At 50.0% G+C, this 7,762-nt stretch carries 6 protein-coding genes and 1 pseudogene; 3 read left to right on the top strand and 4 right to left on the bottom strand.

Translation table 11 applies throughout. The features are described 5' to 3' along the window. Positions 1-191: 191 nt before the first annotated feature. Positions 192-434 (top strand): hypothetical protein, encoded by a 243-nt coding sequence (locus ACNRUY_RS25365; RefSeq protein ID WP_488114456.1) that lies wholly within the window; start codon positions 192-194, stop codon positions 432-434. A gap of 247 nt (positions 435-681) precedes the next feature. Continuing rightward, positions 682-3,738, top strand: a complete 3,057-nt coding sequence (gene ydiJ, locus ACNRUY_RS25360) for a D-2-hydroxyglutarate dehydrogenase YdiJ (protein WP_488114455.1) — start codon at positions 682-684, stop codon at positions 3,736-3,738. Positions 3,739-3,819: 81 nt separating this feature from the next. On the opposite strand, the gene dmsD is transcribed toward ydiJ, so the two are convergent. Next, a complete protein-coding gene (dmsD, locus tag ACNRUY_RS25355; RefSeq protein WP_488114454.1) occupies positions 3,820-4,413 on the bottom strand; it encodes a Tat proofreading chaperone DmsD in 594 nt (197 codons plus the stop codon). A gap of 159 nt (positions 4,414-4,572) precedes the next feature. Here dmsD and ACNRUY_RS25350 point away from each other — a divergent pair, with 159 nt between their 5' ends. After that, positions 4,573-5,346, top strand: coding sequence for a cyclase family protein (locus ACNRUY_RS25350; protein WP_488114453.1), 774 nt, complete (start codon positions 4,573-4,575; stop codon positions 5,344-5,346). A 170-nt stretch (positions 5,347-5,516) separates the two neighbouring features. On the opposite strand, the gene ACNRUY_RS25345 is transcribed toward ACNRUY_RS25350, so the two are convergent. The 3 genes and pseudogenes from ACNRUY_RS25345 to ACNRUY_RS25335 all read right to left on the bottom strand — a co-directional run bounded on the left by ACNRUY_RS25345 (position 5,517) and on the right by ACNRUY_RS25335 (position 7,586). Further along, the gene (locus ACNRUY_RS25345; protein WP_488114452.1) at positions 5,517-6,347 is read right to left on the bottom strand and encodes a hypothetical protein; all 831 of its coding nucleotides are present in this window, start codon (positions 6,345-6,347) and stop codon (positions 5,517-5,519) included. Positions 6,348-6,668: 321 nt separating this feature from the next. Further along, a pseudogene (locus tag ACNRUY_RS25340) lies at positions 6,669-6,770 on the bottom strand (hypothetical protein); the annotation flags it as partial. A 204-nt stretch (positions 6,771-6,974) separates the two neighbouring features. Then, positions 6,975-7,586, bottom strand: coding sequence for a hypothetical protein (locus ACNRUY_RS25335; RefSeq protein ID WP_488114451.1), 612 nt, complete (start codon positions 7,584-7,586; stop codon positions 6,975-6,977). Positions 7,587-7,762: the final 176 nt, after the last annotated feature.

The following is a 7,762-nucleotide window of genomic DNA, read 5'->3' as shown; positions in this document are numbered from 1 at the left end:
AGTGGTTAAACCCTGCCACTTTCAAGTAAGTTTTTGGTGGATTATCCACCAAAATTTCTGGGGCTAGGCTGCTTTTGCGATCCCAAAAGATGAATTTATCAAATAGCTGGGGTTGTTCGCACCTTCCCTAGCCCCCTCTGCTTGACTTGAGCTCGCTCATATTTCCTGACAGGTAATAACCGGGGATGGTCATGGGGGAACTCCCAGGCTGGCTGTCCAACCAGCCGATGGCCTTTCAGCTCAAGGGGCGCATCAAGAACAATGTCCCCAAACACATAGAAAGTACACTGAACTCCCATCTCATCAGCTTTTGCAACAGCCTCCGGAAGTCCCTGGCCAGAGACAGCCTGTGGACAACGGCTTTCATCAGACAGTGGCATTACTTCACTCACGTCCCCAAGACCCTGATGCTCTCTGAACATCATGGGGAGTAAGGCCACCACAAAATGAAGGGGAGATACGGAGCTAACGTCACCGGCAGCCGCCTTTCCGTTCATAAACAGCAGAAAAGCGAGAAACAGACACCAACACTTGACCACGGACAGCATTCCAAGCACACCATCAACTGAATGGGTGTAGTGTAGACTCTGCTGACCAACCCGTAGAAAAGGGTGTCGGGCACATCATTTTCTTTTACCCGCTCCTGAATGACGTACAATAGCGTCCGGGATGGAAAGGAGTATGGCGGTGATCAGCAGGCTGGATCAGAAAACAACAAGCACCCTCTACGGGCATTTTGCCCGACAGCTGGAAGCCTCCGGCTTCAGCGGCGACATCGAATTGGACTATGCCGGGAGAACGGTGCTGTCCACGGATAATTCGATCTACCAGGTGATGCCCGAGGGTGTGCTCTACCCCCGTTCTACCGGGGATATCAGCAAAGTGTTCACCCTGGCCGCCACTGAACCCTTCCGCCAGATCGTTCTTTCTCCAAGGGGAGGCGGCACCGGCACCAACGGCCAATCATTAACCAGCGGTTTTATGATCGACACCAGCCGGCATATGAACCGGGTTCTGGAAATCAACTCTGAAGAACGCTGGGCCCGGGTACAATCCGGAACGGTGAAAGATGACCTCAATGAACAGGTGGCCAGAGAAGGACTTTTCTTTGCCCCGGAGCTGTCCACCAGTAACCGGGCGACCGTCGGTGGCATGGTCAACACCGATGCCAGTGGCCAGGGGTCCGTGGTCTACGGAAAAACCCGCCACCATGTTCTGGAGCTGACCTCGGTTCTGCCCGACGGAACCGTCTGGCACTCTTCCCCCATGGACAGCCACGAACTGGATCAGCTGTGTCAGCGGCAGGACCGGGTTGGTGACATTCACCAGACACTGAAAGCCGTTCATGAGCAACACCATGAGCGGGTCACCGAGATCTTTCCAAAACTGAACCGGAACCTCACCGGCTACGACCTTGCCCATATCTTCAATACAGAGGGGCAGTTTGACCTGAATGCTATCCTCTGCGGGTCCGAGGGCACACTGTCCATGGTCAGTGAGATCAAGGTCAACCTGCTGCCCATTCCCACTCACTCAGCCCTGGTGCTGGTTTTCTACAAAAGCTTTCAGGAATCGCTTCAGGATGCCCAGTCCCTGATGGCGGCAAAACCGGCCTCCATTGAAACCGTGGACTCCCGGGTGCTGAGTCTGGCCAAGTCAGACAGTGTCTGGGAGAGCGTTAAAGCCTTCTTCCCTGAACACAATGAGGACATCGACGGGATTAACTTTGTCGAGTTCACCGGCAACCATGAAGCCGAGATCCAGCAGGGCATTGACCGTCTGATCAACGAGCTTGAAAAGCCCACCCGGCTCTGGCGTGCCGGGCACCAGACCGTGCTGGGTTCCGCCAACGTCAAAAAAATCTGGAATATGCGCAAGCAGGCGGTTGGGCTGCTGGGCAATATGGAAGGCGACGCCCGCCCTATCCCCTTTGTTGAGGATGTCGCCGTTCCCCCGGAGAATCTGGCTGATTTTATCCAGCAGTTCCGCGCCCTTCTGGATAGCCATCAACTGTCTTATGGCATGTTTGGTCATGTGGATGCCGGTGTCCTTCACGTTCGCCCGGCCATCGACATGAAAGACCCGGAGCAGGAAAAACTGGTACGCACCATCAGTGATGACGTAGCCGCTCTTGCGCGTCACCATGGAGGCGTCCTCTGGGGAGAACATGGGAAAGGCGTACGCTCGGAATACGCACCGGATTTTTTTGCGGATCTCTATCCTGTTCTCCAGGACATCAAAGGAACATTCGATCCCTATAATCAGTTGAATCCCGGGAAAATAGCCACTCCCGCCAGCCTTCCCCAGCCGGTGGAACTGCTGAAAATTGATGAAGTACCCACCCGGGGCCAGCAGGACCGGGACATTGAACGGCAGTCGTTTGAAGCATTCACCAGTGGGATGTACTGCAACGGAAATGGCGCCTGCTTCAACTACAGCCCCAACAGTGCCATGTGCCCCACCTGGAAGGCCACCCATGACCGGATTCAATCCCCCAAAGGCCGGTCCAGCCTGGTCAGGGAATGGCTCAGGCTGCAAAGTGCAGCCGGAATGGACGTTGCCGCTGAAGCCCGGAAAACCCGTCAGGCCAGTGCTTTTACCGATGCAGGAAAAAAGCTGGTCAACCTGGTCAGCAAGTGGCGGGGGGAAGACGACTTCAGCCACGCCGTCTATGGAGCCCTGGACAACTGCATGAGCTGTAAGTCCTGTGCCGGACAGTGTCCAATCCAGGTGAATGTTCCGGATCTCAGGTCAAGGTATTTTGAGCTTTACCATAGCCGCTACCCTCGCCCTATCAAGCACCACATAGCCGCGATGCTGGAGCCCATGCTGCCGGTTATGGCCCATTTCAAACCCGCCTGGAACTGGGTCATGGGCTGGTCACTGACCCACAGCCTGGCCGGCAAAACCGTTGGCCTGACCGACCTGCCCCAGATCACCAGTGCCTCCCCCCTGAATGACTGCTGTCGTGCAGGAGCCACCCCGGCCAGCCGGAGCCTGATCGAATCTATTCCTGCCTCTGAGCGGGAAAAAACCGTGGTGATTGTTCAGGATGCTTTCACCAGTTTTTTTGAAACGCCTTTACTGACGGATCTGGTGGAACTGTTAATCCGCCTGGGTTACCGCCCTTTAGTGGCCCCTTTCAAACCCAATGGCAAGGTACTTCATGTCTACGGGTATCTGGGACGCTTTGAAAAAGTGGCCAGCACCAATGGTAATGAGCTCAAAGCGCTGGCAGACACCGGTGTCAGCCTTATGGGTATTGATGCAGCAGTGACCCTCACTTACCGGGATGAATACCGGGAAGTCATGGGTAAAGATTCGCCAGAGGTATTATTACTGTCTGAGTGGTTTTCCCAACAATCTATGGCCCTTCAGCAGCTGGGAATCCAACTCAAAGGTGAGTTTACTTTACTTGGGCACTGTACTGAAACGTCAAACGTCCCTTCAGCCGTAGCCCAGTGGCAACAGCTGTTCCATAACCTGGGAATGAAACTCAACTATCAACCCACCGGCTGCTGTGGCATGGCGGGTATATACGGCCATGAATCCCGAAACCAGGACACCTCACGTAAACTCTACGACCTGAGCTGGAAAGAAGTGGTCACCCGACCGGAAAACCAGGGAAAGCTGGTGGCCACCGGCTACTCCTGCCGTAGCCAGGTCAAACGATACGGTGATGGTGCCATCCCCCATCCGGTCCAGGTGATTCTTCGGGTATTGAAAAGCGCCCCATAAGCACCTATCTATTGGAAATACGGTTTTTCATTTTTGCCAGAACCGTATTTCCAGTGCTTTAACCCGTTCAATCTGCACGCATCAACGATAGAGCTGGCAGTTGTCAGGAATCACTTCATAAGCCACGGTAACCTCCTCAAGAAAGGCCCGGGTGACCACAACCAGTGCGGAATAAAATCCACTGTCGTCTGCCTCCGCCAGCAACTCAAGGTAACGCCCAGCCCAAGGCAGAAGGTGCACTTTGAGCAGCTCCACCACGGCCTCATCATTCTCGGCTTCCATAAAATAAGCCATGGCCAGAATCATCAGGCCAAACTGGTCTTCCGGCTCATTCAGCTCTGAATCCAGCTGCAGCTCCTGTCCGTTCAGGAAACGACGATAGTTTAACGTTGACTCGCCCATCAGCAGGTTTTCCCGGTCCTGATAAACCGAACCCCAAGGTGGGGCAGCCATGGGACCAGGACCTTCAAACAGCAGAGAAAAGGTATAATCTCTCTCATCAGGATCTACCGACATCATCGTCTGGCAGGCCTGCTCTATCTCAGAGGGGGTTTTCCAGGGGAAAACAGAAGGCAGTTCAGCCAGCTGGGACAGTACCCGCCGGGCTTCTTCACTGGAGGGAGAATAATAAAATAAAGACCCCAGCACCCGGGGCAGGACAGCAACAGCAGACAAAACAGAACTTCCAGTCGAAAGACGATAGACTGCAATTTTATCAAAAGCCGGTGGTAACCAACATAAGATCGCTCTAAAAAAGAAAAGAGCCCTTTCGTTCAGGTATTTTTAACAGTATCACCGACTTTTGATCAACCAACCTGCATCAGGAGAGAGAATATGCCCAGGCAGATCATTGACCTTTCAATGTACCTTGAAAATGATGTGATATCAGACCCTCCTGGTTACGGACCCAAAATCACCTATATGCGCCACCGGGAAACCTTTGGCCAGATTGCCCCCTTTTTCCCTGGTCTGGAACAGGAAGACCTGCCGGACGGGGAAGCCTGGGCCATTGAAAAGGTGGAACTGATCACCCACAACGGCACCCATCTGGATGCGCCTTATCACTTCCACTCCACCATGAACAATGGCGAAAGGGCCATTACCATTGATGAAGTCCCTCTGGAATGGTGCTTTCAGCGGGGGGTTAAACTGGATTTCCGGCATTTTGAAGATGGGTATGTGGTTACCCCGGAAGATGTTGAAAAAGAACTGAAAAGAGTTGGCCATCAGCTCCAACCTCTGGATATCGTCGTAGTGAATACCAGAGCTGGCAGTCGCTACGGCAAAGATGACTATGTTTCGTCAGGTTGCGGCATGGGACTTGACGCAACCCTTTATCTGCTGGAAAGAGGCGTCAAGCTCACAGGAACCGACGCCTGGAGCTGGGACGCTCCTTTTGTACACACTGCAGAAAAATACCGCCAGTGCCAGGATGCCTCTCTGATCTGGGAAGGGCATAAGGCAGGTCGCCAAATGGCGTACTGTCACCTGGAAAAACTGCATAACCTGGAAGCATTGCCAGACCACGGTTTTATGATTTCCTGCTTCCCCGTGAAGATTCGCGGCGCTTCCGCAGGCTGGACCCGTGCTGTGGCTATCCTGAATTAAACCCACGCTCACAAAACCTCAGAAAATACATTAACGTACCCTTAAAAACGAGCCTATTCATGAATAGGCTCTAATGCTCTATTAGGCACAGCAGGCAATATATGTGATTTATTGATCGGCATCAGCTGTGATAAGCATTTAGATTTCGCTTATCAAAACTGCGCAGCCAGTCATTGGGCACCAACATAAAACCTTAGCGTTGATAAAACCTTATTCCTGACCAATAGAACAGGTCGTCCATGGCGTTGGCTTTTGTCCAACCGGTCGTATGAGGAAGTAGAATGCAGCTTAAATGAATTTCCACCTTTGTTCGCTGCTTTTCTGCCAATAGCAAACTCTGCACCGTCAGTTTTTACATCAAGATTTCCAAGGAATGAAACCCACCATCCATCATACTTTTGTTGATCATCGGGCCGGATTGATGGAAACCTTTCGACAGGCTCATTCCCACACAACCAGGACTCCTTTTCCTTCATGAACACCTTAAATTCAAGAAAAACCCGGCCTTTTTTCTGACTCGGATCACAAGCCAGTTCTACAGGAAAAGCGTAGTCTGCTTCTGACTGATCCTCTATATTCTTCCAAACCAGCAAAAACCCTAAAAGAGACCCTACAGAATTAACCGTAGAAATCTCCTTCCAAGCAACTCCAAAATGATAGTTATTCACTAAATTAGCTGTAGAGAACCGTTTTTCCAGCTTGTAATCATTCTTTTCTATCATTTTCTCACAGCGCAAATTACCTGATGTACCATGAAAGGGAGACACTCCATCCTCTTTTTTACTCAGCAAATAATCAAAAAGCACAAAACACTCACTCTTATATCGTTGAGCATTAACAATAAGCTTTTTGGTTGCAGTAATCGCATCATTAACATCTTCAACATTATCATATTGATCACTAACCTCAGGAATTACCGAACCCTCTGTGCTTGAGCCTGAAAACACAAAGAAGCAAAACACTAGTGCAAAAAACCGACCACAGCCACTACCTGATTTCATATTAATCACCCAAATGCAAAAGCCGTACATACCAAACCAAGGTAGCAGCCAAGATCAGCAATATAAAACCAATTCAAAATTAACGTGATTTTGTTATTAGTTATTTGCATAGCTTTTTCATTTAGCATTAAAACATAAGTTTTAAAATCAAATATCACGGCCAAACCCAAATCGCGAAAAGCCTATGTCTGCACCAAGTGCGGCAGTGAATCCAGAGAATTTCAAGAACAGTTCAGAGGGCTGCAAGACATAGACGCTTATCAAGAAATAAATTACCCTTTCTGACACAGCGGCTATTCCCGCCTAAGCCGGGCTGGAAAGACGGTACAACAACCTGACAAATTCATTCAGAAAAGTCTTTTGGAACCGCTCACAGATACCATTCGTTTGAGGGTGCCGTGCTTTGGTTTTCGTGTGCTCAATGCCTAAGGCCACCAGAGTTGGTCAGCGAATTCAAGCAGCCCAGGCTTGTGTTTAATGACAAGATCATTATGCTGATTCATTGAGGGTTACCCTTGGTTTAGTTGGCGGTACTTAAAACCTAAACCGGCAACCCTCTCTTTTGAAGGGGGCTGTATCAGATCAGACCATTACTTATACACCCAAATACTGCTCAATACCTCCGGCTTATAACTCTTTATTGAAATACCTAGGATAAAAATAAGTCCGAACCACTTCTGCAGCACCTCCTTCAGGCATCATGCCTTTTACTGCCTTAGTAGTGCGCTCTAACAATGAATTAAAAAAACCTTCTCCACTGTCAGGTTCTTCAACTAAAGCCCCAACACTTGAAACATCTACCACTCCGGCCTCTGAACCTTGCTTTTTTTGTATATATTCTTCAAGAAATTGTGAAAACTCGCCAACAAAATCATTTTTATTAATCTCTCCTTTTTGTATCCCAAGCACCACATCAGACTGTAATTTCTGTAGCTGGTTAAGATCTGTGTTAATCAAACTTGTAATTTCAGTCGGCTCAACCAAACTTGCAGTTTCAGGCACCTCACTCAACCCTACTGACTGAACCTCTTTTCCAAATTCAACTAAAACAGCAACAGGGTGATCTCCACCAACTTCTGGATTTTGCAGATTTCCCTCTACGTCATGTTGTCTGTTTTGCAGCCAATACTGAAATATACTGATTGCACAAACCCCTGTGGAAACACCTTTCATGCGGCAATAAACAACCCCACCCACATAAACCACACCGGCGCTGTTCAAATTAAATGTTGCTAACATGGTCTATACTCCCTGAGCATGAGAATTGTCGTGTAAAGTGGAGTTCCAGCCATGAAACCTCAGCAATTCCAAGACATCCTGAAGTCCATACCCATGATGTCCCCAGAGCAGATCGGTGTCCTCCATAAAACTCTGCCGCCCTCACCCATTGCCGGTGATGCACAAGGTATTTCCGG

The organism is Endozoicomonas sp. Z74, from assembly GCF_057680865.1.
The sequence above is the reverse complement of the archived record's forward strand: the minus strand, read 5'-3'. Positions and strand labels throughout refer to the sequence as shown.

Excerpts from the sequence above, each read along its gene's own strand:
- ACNRUY_RS25365 (WP_488114456.1), top strand. The coding sequence starts at position 192 with ATGGGGGAACTCCCAGGCTGGCTGTCCAACCAGCCGATGGCCTTTCAG.
- ydiJ (WP_488114455.1), top strand. The coding sequence starts at position 682 with ATGGCGGTGATCAGCAGGCTGGATCAGAAAACAACAAGCACCCTCTAC.
- ACNRUY_RS25345 (WP_488114452.1), bottom strand. The coding sequence starts at position 6,347 with ATGAAATCAGGTAGTGGCTGTGGTCGGTTTTTTGCACTAGTGTTTTGC.
- ACNRUY_RS25335 (WP_488114451.1), bottom strand. The coding sequence starts at position 7,586 with ATGTTAGCAACATTTAATTTGAACAGCGCCGGTGTGGTTTATGTGGGT.
- ACNRUY_RS25350 (WP_488114453.1), top strand. The coding sequence starts at position 4,573 with ATGCCCAGGCAGATCATTGACCTTTCAATGTACCTTGAAAATGATGTG.